The following is a 21,281-nucleotide window of genomic DNA, read 5'->3' on the forward strand; positions in this document are numbered from 1 at the left end:
ATTATGAAGCTTTCGCAATTTTTTCGTTTGTCCAAATCCTTTGTTGCAAGTGCTTCCTAACGATGCATAAACTGTCGCAAGCGCAGGCGACAAATCGATTAAATCAGGCATAACAGCCTGATACCAAATTAAAATTGGCGAGATCTGACCATGAATACCGTTTCCAAGCCGGTTATCCCCTCTCCCGCTCCCCGCAGCTCAAGGCCGGAAATTCTCGCTGAGGAAATCATCGAACGTCTGACCTATCGCATCGGCAAGGATGCCAAGGTGGCAAAGCCGCATGACTGGCTGACGGCGACGATCCTGGTGGTGCGCGACCGTATCATCGACAAATGGATGGCCTCCACACGCGAGGTCTATGCGACCGGCGCCAAGCGCGTCTATTATCTTTCGCTCGAATTCCTGATCGGCCGGCTGATGCGCGATGCCGTGTCCAATCTCGGCCTGATGGAAGAGGTTCGCGATGCGCTGGCCTCGCTCGGCGTCGACGTCAATGTCATTGCCGGCCTGGAGCCGGATGCAGCGCTCGGCAATGGTGGCCTCGGCCGCCTCGCCGCCTGTTTCATGGAGAGCATGGCGACGGTCAATGTTCCGGCTTATGGCTACGGCATTCGTTACGTCCACGGCCTATTCCGGCAGCAGATGGCCGACGGCTGGCAGGTGGAGCTGCCCGAGAACTGGCTCGCCCACGGCAATCCCTGGGAATTCGAGCGCCGCGAGAGCTCCTATGAAATCGGTTTCGGGGGCTCTGTCGAATTCATTACCACCCATGACGACCAGCCGCGCTACGTCTGGAAGCCGGCCGAGCGCGTCATCGCCGCCGCCTTCGACACTCCGGTCGTGGGCTGGCGGGGAAAACGAGTCAACACGCTACGCCTCTGGTCGGCGCAGCCGATCGACCCGATCCTGCTCGATGCCTTCAACGCCGGTGACCACATCGGCGCGCTGCGCGAAAGCAACAAGGCCGAAAGCCTGACCCGCGTCCTCTATCCCGCCGACGCCACCCCTGCCGGCCAGGAACTGCGCCTGCGCCAGGAGTTCTTCTTCTCGTCTGCATCGCTGCAAGACATTCTTCGCCGCCACCTGCAGCAATATGACGATTTCACCTCGCTGCCTGACAAGGTGGCCATTCAGCTGAACGACACCCATCCGGCCGTCTCGGTCGCCGAACTGGTGCGCCTGCTCTGCGACGTGCACGGTATGGATTTCGACCAGGCTTGGGATATTACCCACCGCACCTTTTCCTACACCAACCACACGCTTCTGCCCGAAGCCTTGGAAAGCTGGCCGGTTCCGCTCTTCGAGCGCCTGCTGCCGCGCCACATGCAGATCGTCTACGCGATCAATGCCAAGATCCTGCTTGATGCCCGCAAGGGCAAGAACTTCTCCGACAGCGAAATCCGCTCGATTTCGCTGATCGAGGAAAGCGGCGACCGCCGCGTGCGAATGGGCAATCTCGCCTTCATCGGCTCGCACTCGATCAACGGCGTCTCGGCCCTGCACACCGACCTGATGAAGGTCACGGTGTTCGCCGACCTGCACAAGCTCTACCCCGAGCGCATCAACAACAAGACCAACGGTATAACGCCGCGTCGCTGGCTGCAGCAGTGCAATCCCAGCCTCACCGGTCTGATCCGCGAGGCGATCGGCGATGAGTTCCTCGATGACGCCGAGAAGCTGCGCCCGCTCGAGGCCCATGCTTCGGACCCGAGCTTCCAGCAGAAGTTTGCCGCAGTGAAGCGGGCCAACAAGGTGGCCCTTTCCAATCTCGTCGCCAGCCGCATGGGCGTGAAGCTCGATCCCTCGGCGATGTTCGACATCCAGATCAAGCGCATCCATGAATACAAACGCCAGCTTCTGAACATCATCGAAGCCGTCGCGCTTTACGACCAGATCCGCTCGCATCCGGAACTGGACTGGGTGCCGCGCGTAAAACTCTTCGCCGGCAAAGCGGCGCCGAGCTATTACAACGCCAAGCTCATCATCAAACTGATCAACGACGTCGCCCGCACCATCAACAACGACCCGTCGGTGCGCGGCCTGCTGAAGGTCGTCTTCGTGCCCAACTACAATGTCTCGCTCGCCGAGGTCATGGTTCCCGCCGCCGACCTTTCCGAGCAGATTTCGACCGCCGGTATGGAAGCCTCCGGCACCGGCAATATGAAGTTCGGCCTCAACGGCGCGCTGACGATTGGCACGCTCGACGGCGCTAATGTCGAGATGCGTGACAATGTCGGCGAGGATAACATCGTCATCTTCGGCCTTAGGGCCGACGAGGTCGCCAAGGTCCGCAGTGATGGCCACAATCCCCGCGCCATTATCGAAGGCTCCCGCGAACTCTCCCAGGCGCTCTCAGCCATCGGTTCCGGCGTCTTCTCGCCCGATGACCGTAATCGCTACACGGCGCTGATCGACGGCATCTATTCGCATGACTGGTTCATGGTCGCCGCCGATTTCGACGCTTATGCCCAGGCCCAGCGCGACGTCGACCAGATCTGGACCAACCAGGCGGCCTGGTACACGAAGACGATCAACAATTCCGCACGGATGGGCTGGTTCTCCTCCGACCGTACGATCAGGCAATATGCAGACGAAATCTGGAGAGCCGGATGAAAACGCCGAAAACCCTCCCTGAAGTAAAGCTTTCCTGGGAAATTTCGGCAGATGAAATCACGGCGATCCTTGCCGGCTCGCATTCCAATCCCTTTGCCATCCTAGGTGTGCACCAAGCCGGCGACGCTTTCGTTGCCCGGTGCTTCATCCCGGGTGCCGAGGAAGTGACCGCCATGACGCTCGATGGCGGCATCATCGGCGAATTGAATCAGCTCCACGCCGACGGGTTCTTCGCCGGGCCGGTTTCGCTCGCGAAGCTGCAGCCGGTGCGCTACCGCGCCCGGCGTGGTGACGCCGAATGGGCAGTCACCGACCCCTACAGCTTCGGGCCGGTGCTTGGGCCGATGGACGATTATTTCGCCCGTGAAGGTTCGCATCTGCGCCTGTTCGACAAGATGGGCGCCCATCTCATCAAGCATGACGGCGCGCAGGGCATCCACTTCGCGGTCTGGGCGCCGAACGCCCAGCGCGTTTCCGTGGTTGGCGATTTCAACGGTTGGGACGGCCGCCGCCATGTCATGCGCTTTCGCGCCGACAGCGGCATCTGGGAAATCTTCGCTCCCGATGTGCCGCTCGGCGTCGCCTACAAGTTCGAGATTCGCGGCCACGACGGCGTGTTGCTGCCGCTGAAGGCCGATCCCTTCGCCCGCCGCAGCGAGCTCAGACCCAAGACCGCCTCGATCGCCGCTGCCGAGCTGGAGCAGGTCTGGGAGGATGAGGCCCATCTGAAGCACTGGCGCGAAACCGACAAGCGCCGACAGCCGATCTCGATCTATGAGGTGCATGCCGGCTCCTGGCAGCGCCGGCAGGACGGCACCATGCTATCTTGGGACGAACTTGCCTCCAGCCTCATCCCCTATTGTGTCGACATGGGTTTCACCCATATCGAATTTCTGCCGATCACCGAGCATCCCTACGACCCCTCCTGGGGCTACCAGACGACCGGCCTTTATGCGCCGACTGCCCGCTTCGGCGAGCCAGAAGGCTTCGCCCGCTTCGTCAACGGCTGCCACAAGGTGGGCATCGGCGTCATCCTCGACTGGGTACCGGCGCATTTCCCGACCGACGAACACGGCCTCGGCTGGTTCGACGGCACGGCGCTCTACGAGCACGAAGATCCGCGCAAGGGCTTCCATCCGGACTGGAACACGGCGATCTACAATTTCGGCCGCACCGAAGTGGTTTCCTATCTGGTCAACAATGCCCTCTACTGGGCCGAGAAATTCCATCTCGACGGCCTGCGCGTCGATGCCGTCGCCTCGATGCTCTACCTCGATTATTCCCGCAAGCACGGCGAATGGATTCCGAATGAATATGGCGGCAACGAGAACCTCGAAGCCGTCCGCTTCCTGCAGGACCTCAACACCCGCATCTACGGCCAGCATCCCAACGTCATGACCATCGCCGAAGAATCGACCTCCTGGCCAAAAGTCTCGCAACCCGTGCATGAAGGCGGGCTCGGCTTCGGTTTCAAATGGAACATGGGCTTCATGCATGACACGCTGAGCTATATGAAGCGCGACCCGGTGCACCGCAAACACCATCATAACGAGCTCACCTTCGGCCTCCTCTATGCCTATTCGGAAAATTTCGTCCTGCCGCTGTCGCACGACGAGGTCGTTCACGGAAAGGGCTCGCTGATCGCCAAGATGCCGGGCGATGACTGGCAGAAGTTCGCTAATCTGCGCGCCTACTACGCTTACATGTGGGGCTATCCCGGCAAGAAGCTGTTGTTCATGGGCCAGGAATTCGCCCAGTGGAGCGAATGGAGCGAGGATCGATCGCTCGACTGGAACCTGCTGCAATATCGTATGCACGAGGGCATGCGGCGCCTGGTGCGCGATCTCAACTTCACCTATCGCAGCAAGCCCGCCCTGCATGAGCGTGACTGCGAGGGCGACGGCTTCGAATGGCTGATTGCCGACGACGGCGAGAATTCAGTCTTCGCCTGGCAGCGCAAGGCGCCGGGCCAGAAGCCGATCGTCGTCATCACCAACTTTACTCCCGTCTACCGCGAGAACTACTTGTTACGCCTGCCTTCCGCAGGCCGCTGGCGGGAGATTCTGAATACCGATGCCGACATCTATGGCGGTAGCGGGAAGGGCAATGGCGGACGCGTGCAGGCCGTCGATGCCGGCGGCAATATCACCTGCTCGATCACGCTGCCGCCCTTGGCGACAATCATGCTTGAACCTGAAAATTAAGACTGGTGGGAGGAGAAAATGGTAGAGAAGCGTATTCAGCCACTTGCCCGCGACGCAATGGCTTACGTTCTGGCGGGCGGCAGGGGGAGCCGTCTCAAGGAACTCACCGACCGGCGTGCCAAGCCCGCCGTCTATTTCGGCGGCAAGGCGCGCATCATCGATTTCGCGCTGTCCAACGCGCTGAATTCGGGCATTCGCCGCATCGGCGTCGCGACGCAATACAAGGCGCATTCGCTGATCCGCCACATGCAGCGCGGCTGGAACTTCTTCCGCCCGGAGCGAAACGAAAGCTTCGACATCCTGCCTGCCTCGCAGCGCGTTTCCGAAACGCAATGGTATGAAGGCACCGCCGACGCCGTTTATCAGAACATCGATATTATCGAGGATTACGGCGTCGAATACATGGTCATTCTCGCCGGCGACCATGTCTACAAGATGGACTATGAATACATGCTCCAGCAGCATGTCGATTCCGGCGCGGACGTGACGATCGGCTGCCTGGAAGTGCCGCGCATGGAAGCGACCGGCTTCGGCGTCATGCATGTCAACGAAAAGGATGAGATCTTCGCTTTCATCGAAAAGCCGGCGGATCCCCCCGGCATTCCCGACAAGCCGGATTTCGCGCTCGCCTCGATGGGCATCTATGTCTTCCACACCAAGTTCCTGCTCGATGCGCTACGCCGCGACGCCGCCGACCCGACATCGAGCCGCGATTTCGGCAAGGATATCATCCCCTATATCGTCAAAAACGGTAAGGCCGTCGCCCACCGCTTCGCCAAATCCTGTGTCCGCTCCGATTTCGAGCACGAGCCCTACTGGCGCGACGTCGGCACGATCGACGCCTACTGGCAGGCCAATATCGATCTGACGGCCATCGTCCCGGAGCTCGATATCTACGACAAGTCGTGGCCGATCTGGACCTATGCCGAGATCACCCCGCCGGCGAAGTTCGTCCATGACGACGACGACCGCCGCGGTTCGGCCACCTCCTCCGTCGTGTCAGGCGACTGCATCATCTCAGGCGCCAGCCTCAACAAAAGCCTGCTCTTCACCGGCGTCAGGGCCAATTCCTTTTCCAAGCTGGAAGGGGCGGTCATCCTGCCGAATGTGAAGATCGGACGGCGGGCGCAGCTCAAGAACGTCGTGATCGACCATGGTGTCGTCATTCCCGAAGGGCTGGTCGTCGGCGAGGATCCCGATCTCGACGCCAAACGCTTCCGGCGGTCGGAAGGGGGCATCTGCCTGATCACCCAACCGATGATCGACAAGCTGGATATCTGACGTATGAAAGTTCTTTCGGTTTCGTCCGAAGTCTTCCCCTTGATCAAGACAGGGGGTCTGGCCGACGTGTCAGGTGCCCTGCCAATTGCTCTGAAAGCCTTCGGGGTCGAGACCAAGACCCTCCTGCCCGGCTACCCCGCCGTCATGAAGGTCATTCGCGACCCTGTCGTCAGACTCGAATTCCCGGACCTGCTCGGTGAGCGGGCGACCGTGCTCGAGGTTGAACATGAGGGTCTCGATCTGCTCGTCCTCGACGCGCCCGCCTATTACGAGCGGCCGGGCGGTCCCTATCTTGATCCGCTTGGCAAGGATTATCCCGACAATTGGCGCCGTTTCGCCGCCCTGTCGCTTGCCGCTTCCGAAATCGGCGCCGGACTGCTGCCCGGCTGGCGGCCTGATCTCGTCCACACTCATGACTGGCAGGCGGCGCTGACCTCGGTCTACATGCGCTATTATCCGACCCCGGAACTGCCGAGCGTGCTGACAATTCACAATATCGCCTTCCAGGGCCAGTTCGGCCCGGAGATTTTTGCCGGTCTGCGTCTGCCAGGTCATGCCTTCGCCATGGACGGCATCGAATATTACGGCACCGTCGGCTTCCTCAAGGGCGGCCTGCAGACTGCCCATGCGGTCACGACAGTCAGCCCCACCTATGCCGACGAAATTCTGACGCCGGAATTCGGCATGGGGCTCGAAGGCGTCATCGCCACCCGCATCGACGATTTGCATGGAATCGTCAACGGCATCGACACCGATGTCTGGAACCCGGCGACCGACCCCGTCGTCCACACCCATTATGGCCCGACGACGCTGAAGAACCGCGAGGAAAACCGCCGCTCGATCGCCGAGTTCTTCCACCTCGACAATGACGATGCGCCGATCTTCTGCGTGATCAGCCGCCTCACCTGGCAGAAGGGCATGGATATCGTCGCCAACGTCGCCGACCAGATCGTCGCCATGGGCGGCAAACTCGTCGTGCTCGGCTCCGGCGAAGCAGCGCTCGAAGGCGCGCTGCTTGCCTCCGCCAGCCGCCATCCCGGCCGGATCGGCGTGTCGATCGGCTATAACGAACCGATGTCGCACCTGATGCAGGCCGGCTGCGACGCCATCATCATCCCGTCGCGCTTCGAACCCTGCGGCCTCACCCAGCTTTACGGCCTGCGTTACGGCTGCGTGCCGATCGTCGCCCGCACCGGCGGATTGAACGACACCGTGATCGACGCCAATCACGCCGCACTTGCGGCGAAAGTAGCAACCGGCATACAATTCTCACCCGTGACCGAAACGGGCATGCTACAGGCAATCCGCCGTGCAATGCATTTTTACGCGGACCGAAAACTCTGGACCCAATTGCAAAAGCAAGGCATGAAATCGGATGTCTCCTGGGAGAAGAGCGCCGAACGCTACGCTGCCCTCTATTCAAGCCTCGTCTCGAAAGGCATGTGACCTAAAATGATCAAGTCCGTACCCACCACGCCCTATCTGGACCAGAAACCCGGCACGTCCGGTCTGCGTAAGAAGGTTCCGGTCTTCCAGCAGCCGAATTATGCCGAGAATTTCATCCAGGCGATCTTCGATTCGCTAGAAGGCTATCAGGGCAAGTGCCTCGTCATCGGCGGCGACGGACGTTACTACAATCGCGAAGTCATCCAGAAGGCGATCAAGATGGCCGCTGCCAACGGCTTCGGCAAGGTCATGGTTGGCAAGGGCGGCATTCTGTCGACGCCGGCCGCCTCCCACATCATCCGCAAGTACAAGGCCTTCGGCGGCATCATCCTCTCCGCCAGCCACAATCCCGGCGGCCCGACCGAAGACTTCGGCATCAAATACAATATCAATAATGGCGGCCCGGCGCCGGAGAAGATCACCGACGCGATCTATGCGCGCTCCAAGACAATCGACAGCTACAAGATCGCCGATTTCGCCGACGTCAATCTCGACCGCATCGGCAAGGACGAGCTTCCCGGCGGCATGATCCTCTCGGTCATCGACCCGGTCGAGGACTATGCCGCGCTGATGGAAGAACTGTTCGATTTCGGCGCCATCCGCAATCTGATCAGTCTCGGTTTCCGCATCGCCTTCGACGGCATGAGCGCCGTCACCGGACCCTACGCCAAGGAAATCTTCGAAAATCGTCTTGGCGCTCCCCTCGGTTCGGTGCGCAATTTCATGCCGCTGCCGGATTTCGGCGGTCATCACCCCGACCCGAATCCGGTTCACTGCAAGGAACTCTTCGATGAGATGATGGGCGAGGACGCCCCCGATTTCGGCGCCGCGTCCGACGGCGACGGCGACCGCAACCTCATTATCGGCCGCGGCATCTTCGTCACCCCTTCCGACAGCCTGGCGATCCTTGCCGCCAACGCCAATCTCGCCCCCGGCTATTCCGGCGGTCTCGCCGGCATCGCCCGGTCGATGCCGACATCGGGCGCGGCCGACCGCGTCGCCGAAAAGCGTGGCATCGGCATGTATGAGACACCGACCGGCTGGAAATTCTTCGGCAACCTGCTCGACGCCGGCATGGCGACGATCTGCGGTGAGGAAAGCTCCGGCACGGGCTCCAATCACGTCCGTGAGAAGGATGGCCTCTGGGCCGTGCTGCTGTGGCTAAACATCCTTGCCGTGCGCGGCGAGAGCGTCGCCGACATCGTCACCCAGCACTGGCAGACCTACGGCCGCAACTATTATTCGCGCCACGATTATGAAGGCCTGGACACCGACGCGGCGAATGGCCTGATGGACAATCTCCGCAGCCAGCTTTCCACCTTGGCCGGCAAGAACATCGGCAGCCTGAAGGTCGAGAAAGCCGACGACTTCGCCTACCACGACCCGATCGACAAGTCGGTGAGCGAGCATCAGGGCATCCGCGTGCTCTTCGAGGGCGGCTCCCGCGTCGTCTACCGTCTCTCCGGCACCGGCACGTCTGGCGCAACCTTGCGCGTCTATATCGAGCGCTACGAGCCGGATTCGACTCGTCACAACATCGAAACGCAGGAAGCGCTCGCCGATCTGATTGCGGCCGCCGAAAGCATTGCCAGCATTCGTGAGCGCACGGGACGCGATGAGCCAACCGTGATCACCTGATCCGGGGCGGGACATGCGGGACAGCAATTCGGCGCGGGGTGCGATCGTCTTCGAGACCGGCGTCGAATTTGCCGTGTGGTCGCATCACGCCACGCAGATCGAACTCTGCCTCTTCGAAGGTGACGGCAACAGGGAATTTGCGCGCCTGCCGATGGCTCGCGATGGCAACCACATCCATCGCCTCTTCGTCGACGGCCTCGGTCAAGGTGCCCGCTACGGCTATCGTGCCGACGGCATCTATGCGCCCGACAACGGCCTCTGGTTCGACCCGTCCAAACTGCTGATCGATCCCTACGCCAAGGAAATCGACCGACCGTTCCGCTACGATCCCCGCCTCGGGCTCTACGGCGAGGACAGCCAGGATCTTATGCCGAAGGCGATCGTCACCACCGACACACCAGCCGCAATCGACAAGCCGCTCTTCAAACCGGGCGGTTTTATCTATGAAGTGGCGGTGCGGCCCTTCACCATCCTTCACCCCGACGTGCCGGAAGCCGAACGCGGCACGGTCGCAGCCCTTGCCCATCCCTCCGTTATCGCGCATCTGAAGCGGATCGGGGTCGATGCCATCGAACTGATGCCGATTACCGCCTGGATCGATGAGCGCCATCTGCCGCCGCTCGGTCTCACAAACGGCTGGGGCTATAACCCCGTCGGCCTAATGGCGCTCGATCCGCGGATTGTCCCCCGCGGCATGGCGGAACTGCGCAGGACGGTCGCCGCTCTCCATGCCGAAGGCATCGCCGTCATCCTCGATCTCGTCTTCAACCATACCGGCGAGAGCGACCGCTATGGCACGACGCTGTCGCTGCGCGGCCTCGACAACCTGCATTATTACCGCCACGCCCGAAACAGCCCCGGCGAACTGATCAACGACACCGGTACCGGCAACACGATCGCCTGCGACCATCCCGAGGTCAGGCGCCTCGTCATCGACAGCCTGCGGCATTTCGTGCTCAACGCCGGCGTCGATGGTTTCCGTTTCGATCTCGCCCCGGTGCTGGGCCGCACCGCGAGCGGCTTCGAGCGCGAGGGCGGAACGCTCGCTGCGATCCTTGCCGATGATCTGCTTGCCGACCGCATCATGATCGCCGAACCCTGGGATATCGGTCCGGGCGGTTACCAGCTCGGCAACTTCCCGCTGTCCTTCCTCGAATGGAATGACAGGGTTCGCGACGATCTGCGCTGTTACTGGCGTGGCGACCAATGGAAGACCGGCTCGCTCGCAACTGCGCTTGCCGGTTCCTCCGACATCTTCTCCCGCAACGACGGCAAAGAGACGCGCAGCGTCAATTTCCTCGCCGCCCATGATGGCTTCACACTGATGGACCTCGTCTCCTATGCCGGCAAGCACAATGACGCCAACGGCGAGCACAATCGGGACGGTCACAACGAGAACCATTCCTGGAACAACGGCGTCGAAGGCGAGACCCTCTATCCCAGTATCCGCAAGCGGCGGATCAACGACGCCATGGCGCTGATCTCAACGCTCTTTGCCACCCGCGGCAGCATCATGCTGACGGCGGGCGACGAGGGCGGCCGCAGCCAGCGCGGCAACAACAATGCCTATTGCCAGGACAATGAGATCACCTGGCTGGACTGGAAGGCGCTGAACGAGGATCTCGTCGCCCATACCGCTTTCGTCGCAGGACTGCGCCGCCGCTTTACCGTCTTTTCCGAAACGGGCTTCCTTTCCGGCAACGGCGACGTCGAATGGATCTCACTCTCCGGCGAACCGATGACCGTTGCGGAATGGGAGACGCCGTCGCTCTCGACCCTCGGCATGCTGCTTACCACAGGCGACCGCTCCTCGCGCGGCAAACAGACCCGGCTTGCCGTGCTTTTCAATCGTTCCGAGAGCCGCCAGCTCTTTACGCTCCCGCCAGAGAATGAGCCGGGCTGGCGCCAGTTGACGCCGGAGGGAGCGAAGAAGGCCGGTGCCAGCGTGACCGTCGAGCCACGCTCCGTCGCCTTTTTCGTAGAAAAATGAGCGCCTCCCCCAACTCACTCAAATCCTTGTCGCAATCGTCATGAATGCACGATAAGGCTTTGCCCGGCGGCTTTTCTCACGAGGAATTCATGGTCACGGAAATTTCACTCTCCGACGTGCGGGGATTGATCGGCATGGAAACGGGTCTTTCGGATTGGATTACCGTCGATCAGACAATGATCGACGCCTTTGCGGGGGCGACCGACGACCATCAGTTCATTCATGTCGATCCCGAGCGCGCCGCCGCTGAAAGCCCCTTCGGCGGCACGATCGCCCATGGTTTCCTGACGCTGTCCCTGCTGTCGGCGATGAACTACAACTGCCTGCCGAGGGTGCGCGAGCAGACCATGGGCATCAACTACGGCTTCGACCGGGTCCGCTTCATGACCCCCGTCAGGAGCGGCGCCCGTGTTCGCGGCCGCTTCCTGCTCTCCGACGCCCGCTTCCGCGGCGGCGGCATGCTGATGACCACCTACGACGTGACGATCGAAATCGAAAACGAGAAGAAGCCGGCCCTGACGGCAAGATGGATCACCATCATCCAGTTCGATCCCAAGGACCGCCCGGAAGACGCGTAGGCAATCGCGGCTCTTGTTATTCCGGTGAGTTGATCATCGCTTCGAGAGCATGTCCGTCCGGATCGATTACGAAGGCAGCATAATAATGCTCGCCATAGTGGGGCCTCGGACCTGAAGCGCCGTTGTCACGGCCGCCATGCGCGATTGCCGCCGCATGAAATCCGTCAACCGCCTGGCGACTTGGTGCGGCAAAGGCCATATGAAAACCCGAACCCGGCGGACGCTGGCCATCAGGCCCATGTTTGATCGCCAACTTGTCCCCGCCGCCAGGAAGGCCATAGCCGACCGCCTGCCCTACCTGCCCCGGCCTGATGTCGTCCCAGACCCTGACATAACCGAGCGCGGCGAAAGCGGCATCGTAAAATGCCGCCGACCGCTCGATATCGGAGACGCCGAGGGAAGCATGGTGCAGCATTCTCTATCCCTGAGCCAAATTGTCGCGATCTCAATGTGCGGCATCTTCCGCCGCCTCGGCCAGCAGCCCGAAGACGTAATCGGAAAACGACCGCCAGCACTCCACCCGAAACGTGTCTTCTTCCGTGCGGAAAAGTACGATCTCCGCCTTGCCGAAGACCGTGCGCGAGGCCGCGCCGACTGGAAAGGACGACAGCGACAGGTCCTGCGGGCAGCCGGCCGCGAGCGTCGCCTCCGCACCCGGCCCGGAGACGATGACCGCCACGTTGCGGTGGGAAACGTCGGTCGCCGAATGGAGCGCGCCGGCGCTGGAACATGCCGCCATCAGATCGCCACCGGCCTCATCGATCAACAGCCACTCGTCCGGCCCGAGCCAGAGCGCCGAGCGCGCACCGGCGCGGCCGGACGTCTTCGGCGTGGTCGGCACAGAGAGGCCCAGAGCCAAAGAAAGTGCTTTGAGCGACCCCGCCGGCGCGCGCAGCGCCACGCGGCTTGCCGGCGGTGCGACGGCCAGACGCACAGTGGCGGAGCCGCCGAGACGGCCGGCCAGCGCCGGCTTGCGAATTGCGACATCAGCCATGGATGCGGCCTCCTTCCTTGTCAAAGAATACCAGATCCGTCACTTCGACGGCGATCGTCCGGTCCGGCATCGGCACATAGAGCGTCTCGCCCATCCGCGCCCGGCCGCCGGCGACCAGAGCGAAGGCGATCGACCTGCCGCAATTTTCCGACCAATAGGCCGATGTGACATGGCCGAGCATCGTCATCGGCTTCGGCTCGTTCGGGCTAGCGACGACCTGCGCGCCTTCTTCGAGCACCAACTTCGGATCCTTGGTAACGAGGCCGACGAGCTGCTTGCGTCCCTCCTTGACGAGGTCCGGCCGCTGCAGCCCGCGAATGCCGACGAAGTCCTTCTTCTTCTTCGAAACGGCCCAGGCGACGCCCGCGTCGTCGGGGGTCACGGTCCCGTCCGTATCCTGGCCGACGATGATATAGCCCTTCTCAGCGCGGAGGACGTGCATGGTCTCAGTGCCGTAGACGCAGGCGCCGAGCGGTTCGGCATTGGCCCAGACCGCTTCGAGCACCGACTGGCCGTAGTCGGCCGGCACGTTGATTTCGAAACCGATTTCTCCCGTGAAGGAAACGCGGAAGAGCCGCGCCGGTACGCCGCAGACCGTGCACTCGGCAACGCTCATATGCGGGAAGGCCTCGTTGGAAAGATCGACCCCTTCGACGAGAGGCTCGACGATCTCGCGCGCCTTCGGTCCCTGGACGGCGATGACAGCCCATTGTTCGGTCACCGAAGTCAGCCACACCTTCAGATCGGGGAATTCCGTCTGCAGGTAATCTTCCATGTGATGGAGAACACGCGGCGCTCCGCCTGTCGTCGTCGTCACGTGAAAACGATCCTCTGCCAGACGCCCGACGACGCCGTCGTCATAAACGAACCCGTCCTCACGTGTCATGATGCCGTAGCGCGCCTTGCCGGGCTTCAGCGTGTCCCAGGCATTGGTGTAGATCAGATTGAGGAATTTCGCCGCATCCGGGCCTACCACTTCGATCTTGCCGAGCGTAGAGGCATCGAAGATGCCTGCCGACTCGCGGGCCGTCCGGCACTCGCGCGCGACCGCCTGGTGCATGTTCTCGCCCGAGCGCGGATAGAACCAGGCGCGCTTCCAGTTGCCGACATCCTCGAAAACGGCGCCTTGCGCTTCTTCCCAGTCGTGCAGCGGCGTCTTGCGCGTCGGATCGAACAGCTTTCCGCGTGAATGGCCGATCAGCGTACCATAGGTCACCGGCGTATAGGGTGCGCGGAAAGTCGTGAGACCGACCCGCGGGATTTCCTTGCCGAGCATTTCGGCGGCAATCGCCAGGCCATGCATATTCGAAAGCTTGCCCTGATCCGAGGCCATGCCGTTGGTCGTAAACCGCTTGATATGCTCGATCGAATGCATGCCTTCGCGCACGGCAAGGCGGATATCCTTGGCGCAGACGTCATGCTGGAAATCGATGAAGGCCTTGGCGTTCGTCTTCGGTCCGGCGCCTTCGGCAGCGCCGATCATCCCGCCCGTCCAGTCATAGGGCTGCTCGGCCGAAATCGTGATTTTCCCGCCGCCGCTCTTGCCCGCGGCCTGCGCCATCAGTTCGCCTGCGGCAAGCGATTCCTCGACCGTTCGCTGCAGGTCGTCGGTGCCGTTACAGGCGCCGACCGAAAGGCAATCCTGCGCATAGGTGCCGGGCAGGAAACGCTGGCTTTCCGCTTCGAAGGCCACCTTGCCGCGGGACTGCGAGAACAGATGCACGGATGGCGTCCAGCCGGCCGAAACCAGAAGCGCATCGACCGGGATCTTGCGCGGCGAACCGCCGCCGTTGCGCGCTACTGTCATCGATGAGATGCGCAGCCGCCCCGCCGTATTGATGACCGACTGGCCGGTAAGAACATCTATGCCGAGTGCACGCGCCTCCGCCAGCACTTCAGCACCCGGCGCCTGCCTGCAATCGACGATGGCGGCGACCGAAACACCGGCCCGCTTGAGATCGAAAGCCGCCTCATAGGCAGAGTCGTGCGCCGTGTAGATGCCGACATTGTTTCCGACGGCGACACCGTAATGATTGAGGTACATCCGCCCCGCCGAGGCGAGCATGATGCCGGGCCGGTCGTTGTTGGGAAATACCATGTGCCGCTCGATCGAGCCGGTGGCGAGAATCACCCGCTTGGCCCGGACCTGCCACAGCCGCTCGCGCGGCAGATCACGCGAAGGCTTGGCCATGTGATCGGTGACGCGCTCGGCAAGGCCGACGAAATTATGGTTGTAGTAGCCGAAGGCGGTCGTGCGGGTGAGCACTTCGACATTGTCCATCGCCTTCAGCCGCGCCACGGTCTTCTGCGCCCAGGCGTAACCATCCTGTCCGTCGATCCTGATGCCGGCATCGTAGCGCAGCGCGCCGCCGGCTTCCGCCTGCTCGTCGCAGAGGATCACCTTCGCGCCGGTCTCGGCCGCGGCCAGCGCTGCCGAAAGCCCGGCCACCCCGGCGCCGACCACCAGCACGTCGCAATGGGCGTAGCGGCTGGCATAATGGTCCGGATCTTCTTCCGTCGGCGCGACGCCGAGACCGGCAGCGCGGCGGATGAACGGTTCGTAGACATGTTTCCAGGCGGAGCGCGGCCACATGAAGGTCTTGTAGTAGAAGCCGGCGGCGAAGAACGGCGACATCAGGTTGTTGACCGCACCGACGTCATAGGCAAGCGAAGGCCAGCGGTTCTGCGACTGGACGATCATGCCGTCGAAGATTTCCTGCACCGTAGCGCGGACGTTCGGCTGCTTGCGCGCCTTGTCACGCGCGACATCGATCAGCGCGTTCGGCTCTTCGGCGCCTGCCGAGAGGATGCCGCGAGCCCGATGATATTTGAACGAGCGGCCGACGAGATGAATGCCGTTGGCGATCAGCGCCGAAGCGACGGTATCGCCTTCCAGCGCCGTATAGCTCTTGCCGTCGAAGCTGAAGCGCGCGGTCTTTGCAGGCGTCAGACGCCCCTTCCCGGCGATACGATTAGCACCGCTCATTGGGCCTCTCCTTCCACCGCTTCATAGGTCTCGACAGGGCTATGCTGTTCGGCCTCGGCACCGATCCGCGGCTTCGGCTCGCCCGCCTTGTAGGTCATGATGAACTTGTCGCTCACCGTATCGCGCGCCGCGTTGAAGAACCGGCCGCAGCCGTGAATATGCCGCCAGCGCTCGAAGATCAGCCCCTTCGGGTTGTCGCGCAGGAAGAAGTATTCTTCAAATTCCTCGTCCGAGACCGAGGCGATATCAGCGGGCCGCACAATATGCGCGTCACCCGCACCGCGGAATTCGAGCTCGGAACGCTCTTCCTGACAATAAGGGCAATGGATCAGCAGCATGTGAGATTTCCTTCTCCTCCCCTTCTCCCCAGCAGGGAGAAGGTGCTTTCAAGGCGGATGAGGGCGTGAATAACCAAAGAAGCGGGTATCTGAGCGAACACGTTCATCATCAGTGCGCCACCGCCGCAGCCGCCGCTTCATCAATCAGCCGGCCGCTGCGGAAGCGTTCCAGCGTCAGGCCGGCATTGAACTTGTGCGCTTCATCGCGGGCGATGAGGTGCGCAAAGAGATTGGCCGAGCCCGGCGTTGCCTTGAAGCCGCCGGTGCCCCAACCGCAATTGACGTAAAGCCCGGGAACCGGCGTCTTTGACTGGATCGCCGAACGGTCCGGCGTATTGTCGACGATGCCGCCCCATTGCCGCATCATCTTCACGCGCCGGAACATCGGAAAGAGTTCGCAGATGGCGTCGAGCGTATGCGTGATGATCTGCAACCCGCCGGTCTGGGAATAGGAATTATACTGGTCGGTACCGGCGCCGATGACGAGCTCGCCCTTGTCGGACTGGGAGATGTAGGCATGCACCGTGTTCGACATGACGACGCAGGGGAAGATCGGCTTCAGCGGCTCGGAGACCAGCGCCTGCAGCGGGCTCGACTGCAGCGGCACGCGCACATCCGCCATCTTCATGATTGTCGAGGTATGGCCCGCGGCCGATACGCCGACCTTTCTGGCGCCGATGAAGCCGCGCGAGGTCTCGACCCCGGTCACCCGTCCGTCAGGACCGCGCCGGATACCAGTCACTTCGCAGTTCTGGATGATGTGCACACCCCGATCGGAGGCTGCGCGCGCATATCCCCAGGCCACCGCATCGTGCCGCGCCGTGCCGCCGCGACGCTGCAGTGCCGCACCGTTGATCGGATAGCGCGCGCTGGCGGAGATGTCGAGCGGCGGACAATAAGCCTTGGCCTGCTCCGGCGTCAGCCATTCATTGTCGATGCCGTAGAGCCGGTTGGCGTGGATGTGTCGCTTGAACGACTGCTGGTCGTGAATATTGTGCGAGAGCATCATCACGCCGCGCGGCGAATACATCACATTGTAGTTGAGCTCCTGTGAAAGCCCTTCCCAGAGCTTCATCGAATGCTCGTAAATGTGCATGCTCTCTTCATAGAGATAGTTCGAACGGATGATGGTGGTATTGCGCCCGGTGTTGCCGCCGCCGAGCCAGCCCTTCTCGAGCACCGCCACATTGGTGATGCCGTGCTCCTTCGCAAGATAATAGGCGGCTCCCAGGCCATGTCCGCCAGCGCCGATGATAACGACGTCGTATTCGGCGCGCGGCTCCGGCGAAGTCCACTGCTTCTCCCAACCTCTGTGGCCGCGAAGGGCCTCCCGCGCCACGGCAAAAACCGAATATTTCCGCATCCGCCTTCTTCTCCTTCGGGCAAGGGCTGTACTCGCGCCCATACAAATCGCAAATCCAAATGCGGCACAACGGCTGTTTTGCGACGCGCGAGAGCTTCACTTTTGACACTGAACGACATCGTGTCGAAAACTGAGCAATTTGCGATGGTGTCAAGCGCCGCTTCCCAAACTCAAACGAACGTCATCCTGCAGGATCTTGCGAAGGTCCGGCCTTCCCCTTGGCGGCAGACCTGACTAGCCCAAGAGGGTGAAAAGACAAGCAGTTAGTATGATGTTAATTTTTCCCCGTTGCCGGGGTTGGTGTATCATGTGCTGGGGGCGGCTTTTATTCCAGGCGCTTTTCATTGCGCTATGCGGCTTCCGGTTGGCAACTGCCGCCGAGCCGGTCGGCCAGGCTGTGGTCATCAAGACCGAGGTGACTGGACAAGCAGGCCCGATCGAAGTCAACACAAGCGTTCACCGCGACGAACGCATCAAGACTTCGCAGTCTGGGCTGGGCCAGTTTGTATTTAGAGACGGCACCAAACTTGCGGTCGGCTGGGGGTCCTCCGTCGTCATCGACAGATATGTTTTCGACGACACCCAATCGGTCAAGCAACTCACCATCAAGGCCGCCAAGGGGACCTTCCGCTGGGTAAGCGGCACTTCGAAGTCCTCGGCCTATCAAATTCTGACGCCTGCAGGCACGATCGGCGTGCGCGGCACCGCATTCGATTTTTATGTCGGCCCTGACGGCACCACGGCCGTCGTCCTGTTGAACGGCGCGGCCCGCTTTTGCGGCCCCGGCGGGTGCCGGCAGCTGCAGCAACGCTGCGACTGCGTTATCGCCAAACCGAACGGCGACATGACGGCGGCCCGACGAGTGGAGCGTAACGTCCTCCAGAAGCTTGGAAATGAGCGCGCTCTGCCCTTCCTCTCCGGCAACCAGCGGCTTTCGGGTGGCCTCGGCCTGCTCGGCGGATGCAATATGGCTTCGCTGGTGCCGGAAAGAAGCGAACGAGACCGGCCGCCGCCGGCAATTGCACCCGCTCCGCAAAGACAGGATCCGCCACAGAGAGAGGCCGAGCCACAAAAGGAGCGACCGCAGAAGCCGGAAATGCCGCACCACGACAAGCCCCATCATGATAGACCCGACCACGATAAGCCGGACAGGCCCGATAAGCATGAGGGTCATAGCCGGCATGACGAGGACGGCAAGCCGGGAAATCACGGTCTGGATCATCGGGGGCACGACCGCCAGCATGATGGAGGTCGCGATCACCATCATGATCATGAAGGTGCTGGTGATGGTGATGGTGACAATGATCGGAACCACCATAGGAGCCGCGATTTCAATCGCGGTCGCTGAGGCCGGTCAGTCTGCGGCGCTCTCTTCGACCGCCTTCGGCACTTCGCGAAAATGATCGGTCCTGCCCGATACACGCTCGTAGAATTCCGCCAGACCGCCGAGCACTTGCACGGCCCTGAGCTTTGACGCGCCGATAAGCTTCCGGCTGTTCCGCGAATGCGATTGCAGGGCCTGCATCAGTTGCTTGTGGGCGAGCTCGAGCGCGGCGAATTCTTGGGATGCTGCGACGCGTTCATCGCCGACGACCGCAAGGATCTGCGTCCGGCTGCTCTTCCCTTTGAGCGAGAGGGCGCCGGCCTCGATCACCGCCATCCCCTGCACGGAGCGAGCCGTGCTGTCGGAGACGAGGATATCGAAGCCGACCTCCTTGCAGGACGACTCGATGCGGGCCGCGACGTTGACCGCATCTCCGACAGCCGAATAGTTGAAGCGGGTTTTGGCGCCCATATTTCCGACACAGGCAACGCCTGTATGGATGCCGATGCCGATGCCGACCTCCTGATCGGGTCCGAAGCCGAAGGCGTCGCCGGCGTTCAGTTCGGCGAGTGTCTCGCGCATGGCGAGCGCCGTGCGAACCGACTTGATTTCGTGATCCGCTACATCAACCGGCGCATTCCAGAATGCCATGATCGAATCACCGATAAACTTGTCGAGAGTACCTTCGTTAGCCACGACATGGCGGCTCAGCGCGTCGAGCAATGTATTCAGGAAGGCAACGACATCAGTCGGCGCCAGCCGTTCGCTGATTTCAGTGAAGTTCCTGACGTCGACGAACATTACCGTCAGTTCCCGGTCATCTCCACCGAGGCGCAAGGCATCGCGGTTATGCTCGATGCGATGCAGCAGAGACGGAGAAAGATAATGTCCGAAGGCGCGCCGCACCTCGCGCCTTTCCCGGTCGATCACCAGAATGCGGAACGAGGTTGCGGCAAAATGGATAACCGATCCGCTGACGATCGGAGCCAATGGATCGAGAAGAAGCCCCGCATAAAGAAAGGAGAGCCAGGAGGCCACGAGCGCCATTGCGGTAATGAGCAGGCCGCAGACCAGTGCGACGGCGGGACTGACGAAGGTCGTTACCACGACGAGCAGGCATCCGAGCACCGCGATCGTGAGAATTTCCAGCCCGTCCGCCCAGTCGGGCCGCGACAGGAAATGGCCGGAGAGAATCTGTTCGACGACCTGCGCATGCATCGAAACGCCGGGAACGTTCTCGCCGAGCGCCGTGACGCGGATGTCCTGCAGGCCTGCCGCCGAGGTGCCGATGAAGACGATGCTGCCGTCAATGGCGGCGGAGATCTCGGGAGAGGCGCCTCCGGCGGCGAGTACCTGGCGGGCGGAGATATAGCGCTCGGCTCGGTCGGGGCTGACATAGAGCCAAAATTCGCCCGCCGCCGTCAGCGGCACGACGAAATCGCCGATCTTTGCCGATGTCATCACGCCGGCGCGATCGGGCGCGCCGGCCAATACATACGTCGATACACCTTGCGCGACGCGCAGCGCCTCGACCGCGAGATTGGGATAGAGCTGCACGCCGTCGGTCAGGAACAACGGCACCGCCCGCACCACCGGCGAAGGATTGCCGGGATTGAGGCTGATGTGGCCGAGCCCTGCGGCATTGGCTTCCAATTGCGGCCTGAGCGGCGTCGATGCCGCAAGATAGGGCGGAGCCGAGACGGGGCTTTCCCCGGTGAAAGCAAAACCAGCCTTGACAGGCGGCCGGTAACTGCCCTCGTTGGAAAGGCCGAAACCGAGCACGACGGGTTTGCCGGAGATCGAGCGGGCAAAGATCTCGTCATTGTCGGGAAGCTTCTCTGCCAGGGACGGATCAACCCCCGCCACCTCGCGCACGACGTTGCGCGGCGACAGCCGGTCCGGCTCTGAAAAGAGAACGTCGAAGGCGATGGCCGCAGCGCCCATGTCAGAAAGCCGGTCCACCAGCAGGGCCAACCGGTCCCGTGGCCACGGCCATTGGCCGAACTCGCGCAGCGACGCCTCATCAATGTCGATCACATGGACCGGCATGGGCTCGAATGTCCGCGGAAGCAGGCGTTGGTACTCGTCGAAGGTCACCCCACGGATCAGCTTGAAGATCCCGGGATCATCTGCCCGCAGCATCGTCAGCGCAGCCACGATCACCAGTCCGACAACGACACCGATTTGCTGCACGCGCGTCATCATCTCAACCGGTGTCCCTCTCCCAAACGACAGGCTACGCCGCTTTCTGCCCGGACGCCATTCACTCATGCGCCCCGACGCTTCTTTTCGCTTTCCAGCCTTCCGCTTCCTGCCGGTCGGCGCAACGGCATCTTCAAATTTGGCGACGCCGTCGTTTCCACGCTTTGCTTGGACGACACGTCTTCGATCTTGTCGGACGCGCGGTGAAATGTTCTTGTAACGGCGCGAAGCGCCAATGCTTTTATATGGAAGAGTGAGGGGCCCCCGTGATTTCCGAAACCGCCGTGCGCCGCAGCGGCTATTGGCTGATCGTCGTCGTGCTGG

Annotated in this window: 14 protein-coding genes; 8 read left to right on the plus strand and 6 right to left on the minus strand. The window is 61.9% G+C overall.

Annotated features, from left to right (window positions below; genetic code table 11):
- The first annotated feature begins 150 nt into the window (after window positions 1-150).
- From AC13QO_RS09460 to AC13QO_RS09490, 7 genes are all read left to right on the plus strand, one after another.
- Window positions 151-2,613: a glycogen/starch/alpha-glucan phosphorylase gene (locus tag AC13QO_RS09460; RefSeq protein ID WP_488540516.1), complete on the plus strand. Its 2,463-nt coding sequence runs from the start codon at window positions 151-153 to the stop codon at window positions 2,611-2,613.
- Window positions 2,610-4,817: a 1,4-alpha-glucan branching protein GlgB gene (gene glgB / locus AC13QO_RS09465; protein ID WP_221112642.1), complete on the plus strand. Its 2,208-nt coding sequence runs from the start codon at window positions 2,610-2,612 to the stop codon at window positions 4,815-4,817. The genes AC13QO_RS09460 and glgB overlap by 4 nt, the downstream gene beginning before the upstream one ends.
- A gap of 18 nt (window positions 4,818-4,835) precedes the next feature.
- Window positions 4,836-6,098, plus strand: a complete 1,263-nt coding sequence (gene glgC, locus AC13QO_RS09470) for a glucose-1-phosphate adenylyltransferase (RefSeq protein ID WP_285192535.1) — start codon at window positions 4,836-4,838, stop codon at window positions 6,096-6,098.
- 3 nt (window positions 6,099-6,101) lie between these two features.
- Window positions 6,102-7,544, plus strand: a complete 1,443-nt coding sequence (glgA, locus tag AC13QO_RS09475; protein WP_085779473.1) for a glycogen synthase GlgA — start codon at window positions 6,102-6,104, stop codon at window positions 7,542-7,544.
- Between the two features lie 6 nt (window positions 7,545-7,550).
- Window positions 7,551-9,182: an alpha-D-glucose phosphate-specific phosphoglucomutase gene (locus tag AC13QO_RS09480; RefSeq protein ID WP_085779474.1), complete on the plus strand. Its 1,632-nt coding sequence runs from the start codon at window positions 7,551-7,553 to the stop codon at window positions 9,180-9,182.
- Window positions 9,183-9,195: 13 nt separating this feature from the next.
- Window positions 9,196-11,172, plus strand: coding sequence for a glycogen debranching protein GlgX (gene glgX / locus AC13QO_RS09485; protein ID WP_488540517.1), 1,977 nt, complete (start codon window positions 9,196-9,198; stop codon window positions 11,170-11,172).
- Between the two features lie 89 nt (window positions 11,173-11,261).
- Window positions 11,262-11,750: a MaoC family dehydratase gene (locus tag AC13QO_RS09490; protein ID WP_097597230.1), complete on the plus strand. Its 489-nt coding sequence runs from the start codon at window positions 11,262-11,264 to the stop codon at window positions 11,748-11,750.
- A 16-nt stretch (window positions 11,751-11,766) separates the two neighbouring features.
- On the opposite strand, the gene AC13QO_RS09495 is transcribed toward AC13QO_RS09490, so the two are convergent.
- From AC13QO_RS09495 to AC13QO_RS09515, 5 genes are all read right to left on the minus strand, one after another.
- On the minus strand, window positions 11,767-12,165 hold the full coding sequence (locus tag AC13QO_RS09495) for a VOC family protein (protein ID WP_488540518.1): 399 nt from the start codon (window positions 12,163-12,165) through the stop codon (window positions 11,767-11,769).
- Window positions 12,166-12,195: 30 nt separating this feature from the next.
- A complete protein-coding gene (locus AC13QO_RS09500) occupies window positions 12,196-12,744 on the minus strand; it encodes a sarcosine oxidase subunit gamma (RefSeq protein ID WP_488540519.1) in 549 nt (182 codons plus the stop codon).
- A complete protein-coding gene (locus AC13QO_RS09505) occupies window positions 12,737-15,730 on the minus strand; it encodes a sarcosine oxidase subunit alpha (protein ID WP_285192530.1) in 2,994 nt (997 codons plus the stop codon). Before AC13QO_RS09505 ends, AC13QO_RS09500 begins: the two co-directional genes overlap by 8 nt.
- Entirely contained in the window at window positions 15,727-16,068 is a 342-nt protein-coding gene (locus tag AC13QO_RS09510) for a sarcosine oxidase subunit delta (RefSeq protein ID WP_085779479.1), read from the minus strand. The genes AC13QO_RS09505 and AC13QO_RS09510 overlap by 4 nt, the downstream gene beginning before the upstream one ends.
- Before the next feature lie 109 nt (window positions 16,069-16,177).
- Window positions 16,178-17,431 (minus strand): sarcosine oxidase subunit beta family protein, encoded by a 1,254-nt coding sequence (locus AC13QO_RS09515; RefSeq protein WP_085779480.1) that lies wholly within the window; start codon window positions 17,429-17,431, stop codon window positions 16,178-16,180.
- Window positions 17,432-17,738: 307 nt separating this feature from the next.
- Here AC13QO_RS09515 and AC13QO_RS09520 point away from each other — a divergent pair, with 307 nt between their 5' ends.
- Window positions 17,739-18,779, plus strand: a complete 1,041-nt coding sequence (locus AC13QO_RS09520; protein WP_488540520.1) for a FecR family protein — start codon at window positions 17,739-17,741, stop codon at window positions 18,777-18,779.
- A gap of 6 nt (window positions 18,780-18,785) precedes the next feature.
- Here AC13QO_RS09520 and AC13QO_RS09525 read toward each other — a convergent pair whose 3' ends face one another.
- Window positions 18,786-20,957, minus strand: coding sequence for a CHASE2 domain-containing protein (locus AC13QO_RS09525; protein ID WP_488540574.1), 2,172 nt, complete (start codon window positions 20,955-20,957; stop codon window positions 18,786-18,788).
- Between the last annotated feature and the right edge of the window lie 324 nt (window positions 20,958-21,281).

This window comes from Rhizobium sp. CNPSo 3670 (assembly GCF_057784555.1).

Bases quoted from the DNA above. Each gene is read 5' to 3' on its own strand.
- AC13QO_RS09515 (WP_085779480.1), bottom strand. From the start codon at position 17,431: ATGCGGAAATATTCGGTTTTTGCCGTGGCGCGGGAGGCCCTTCGCGGC.
- AC13QO_RS09480 (WP_085779474.1), top strand. From the start codon at position 7,551: ATGATCAAGTCCGTACCCACCACGCCCTATCTGGACCAGAAACCCGGC.
- glgX (WP_488540517.1), top strand. From the start codon at position 9,196: ATGCGGGACAGCAATTCGGCGCGGGGTGCGATCGTCTTCGAGACCGGC.
- AC13QO_RS09510 (WP_085779479.1), bottom strand. From the start codon at position 16,068: ATGCTGCTGATCCATTGCCCTTATTGTCAGGAAGAGCGTTCCGAGCTC.
- AC13QO_RS09460 (WP_488540516.1), top strand. From the start codon at position 151: ATGAATACCGTTTCCAAGCCGGTTATCCCCTCTCCCGCTCCCCGCAGC.
- AC13QO_RS09495 (WP_488540518.1), bottom strand. From the start codon at position 12,165: ATGCTGCACCATGCTTCCCTCGGCGTCTCCGATATCGAGCGGTCGGCG.
- AC13QO_RS09490 (WP_097597230.1), top strand. From the start codon at position 11,262: ATGGTCACGGAAATTTCACTCTCCGACGTGCGGGGATTGATCGGCATG.
- AC13QO_RS09520 (WP_488540520.1), top strand. From the start codon at position 17,739: ATGTGCTGGGGGCGGCTTTTATTCCAGGCGCTTTTCATTGCGCTATGC.
- AC13QO_RS09505 (WP_285192530.1), bottom strand. From the start codon at position 15,730: ATGAGCGGTGCTAATCGTATCGCCGGGAAGGGGCGTCTGACGCCTGCA.
- glgC (WP_285192535.1), top strand. From the start codon at position 4,836: ATGGTAGAGAAGCGTATTCAGCCACTTGCCCGCGACGCAATGGCTTAC.
- glgA (WP_085779473.1), top strand. From the start codon at position 6,102: ATGAAAGTTCTTTCGGTTTCGTCCGAAGTCTTCCCCTTGATCAAGACA.
- AC13QO_RS09500 (WP_488540519.1), bottom strand. From the start codon at position 12,744: ATGGCTGATGTCGCAATTCGCAAGCCGGCGCTGGCCGGCCGTCTCGGC.
- AC13QO_RS09525 (WP_488540574.1), bottom strand. From the start codon at position 20,957: ATGACGCGCGTGCAGCAAATCGGTGTCGTTGTCGGACTGGTGATCGTG.
- glgB (WP_221112642.1), top strand. From the start codon at position 2,610: ATGAAAACGCCGAAAACCCTCCCTGAAGTAAAGCTTTCCTGGGAAATT.